Origin of the sequence: Streptococcus pluranimalium, assembly GCF_047785745.1 — a bacterium.
In the GTDB taxonomy this organism is placed as follows: Bacteria; Bacillota; Bacilli; order Lactobacillales; family Streptococcaceae; genus Streptococcus; species Streptococcus pluranimalium_B.
In genome coordinates, this window is the sequence record NZ_JBLOJT010000190.1 from 1 (window position 1) to 1406 (window position 1406).

A 1406-nucleotide genomic window follows, 5' to 3' on the forward strand; every position below is an offset into this window, starting at 1 on the left:
TCACACGTTGACGAGAAGCATTAGGGGACTACAATTGAGAATCGAACAAATCATACTGGCTTATCATTTGAGATATTTTGAAATCAACTATCACCACGGGTTTACATGACTTCTTAGTTGTATAAGAAAACATTGTTCAAGATATTTCAGTCATTTTGTCCTGAAGCTCAAACATGATATAATACTAGATGATCAGTCATTACATGACATTCTGATCCAGTTTGGATCACTATGATAATTAAACAAGGGAAAAACCCTTGTTACGAAAGGAATATAGAAAATACTATGATGAATATGCAAAACATGATGAAGCAAGCACAGAAACTCCAAAAGCAAATGGAGAAGAAACAAGAGGAGCTTGCTGCGACTACTTTCACTGGCAAATCTGCTCAAGATTTGGTTGTTGTCGAATTTTCAGGTGATAAAAAATTAACCAACATCACTTTCGCTGAAGCTGTCGTTGATCCTGAAGATGTCGAAACACTTCAAGACATGACAACACAAGCCATCAACGATGCTCTCAGTCAAATTGATGCAGCGACTCAAAAAACAATGGGTGCCTTCGCTAACAAATTACCATTCTAAACCTCACAAAAAGCCCTTTCCACTGTGGAAAAGGCTTTTTTACTATCTTTTTAACGACTCTCTTTGGCTAATTCCAAACAAGAAGACTTCGTATGACAATGAGGACAAGTGAGTTTACGTGTTTTTGGCGTGTGACCTGCCTTGGCAAAGTCCCAATAGGTTGGTTGAAAGGTTTGATGGCAAACTGGGCAAAGGTACTCTAAACCTCTGTAATACCAATAGCTCAGTCCAAAAATCATCCCAATAAATAAGATTGCAACAGGAAGAGCACTCCAAATGGTTAACTTGAAAAAAGAGAGACTGACAGTATAGATCACTATAACTACAGCAAGTAAGATACTATACCAAAAAGTATGCCTCTGCCAAGCTTTTTGATTGTTCAGACGCTTTTTCATAATGATAAGATTTCCTTTCCTAAAATCATTTTTTGATTTGATTTGGCGAGATAAGGATTCCAGTTGATGTAAACGCTCTTTAATTTGTTTTTGTTCTCTTTTATTTTCTTCGATTTTGATAGTCAAAAGCAGTCTAATTGTAGCTAAATCATTGTCTGAGGTTAAGAATTCTCGAATTTGCTTGAGCGAAAAACCAAGTTCTTTGAGAAAGAGAATCATTCTTAACTTTTCCAAATCTTTCTCAGTATATTGTCTGCGATCACCATCACTACGAGTCGATGGTACCAGTAATTTTTTGTGATCATAAAATTGAACGGTTCTGACCGAAATACCGGTTTCTTCTGCCAATTGTCCTGTCGAATAAGTAATTGACATGTACTAAACCTCCTTTCCAGCATCCATCTTATCTCATGACCTAAGGTAACT

General features: G+C 36.6%; 2 protein-coding genes. One reads left to right on the top strand and one right to left on the bottom strand.

All coding sequences use genetic code 11. The annotated features are described in order from the left end of the window. Positions 1-285 precede the first annotated feature (285 nt). Entirely contained in the window at positions 286-585 is a 300-nt protein-coding gene (locus tag ACMZ6U_RS10370) for a YbaB/EbfC family nucleoid-associated protein (protein ID WP_115130858.1), read from the top strand. 50 nt (positions 586-635) lie between these two features. Here ACMZ6U_RS10370 and ACMZ6U_RS10375 read toward each other — a convergent pair whose 3' ends face one another. Continuing rightward, positions 636-1355, bottom strand: a complete 720-nt coding sequence (locus tag ACMZ6U_RS10375) for a MerR family transcriptional regulator (protein ID WP_416108340.1) — start codon at positions 1353-1355, stop codon at positions 636-638. Positions 1356-1406: the final 51 nt, after the last annotated feature.

What these genes read in the sequence shown, in the direction of transcription:
- ACMZ6U_RS10370 (WP_115130858.1), top strand. Translation starts at nt 286, where the DNA reads ATGATGAATATGCAAAACATGATGAAGCAAGCACAGAAACTCCAAAAG.
- ACMZ6U_RS10375 (WP_416108340.1), bottom strand. Translation starts at nt 1,355, where the DNA reads ATGTCAATTACTTATTCGACAGGACAATTGGCAGAAGAAACCGGTATT.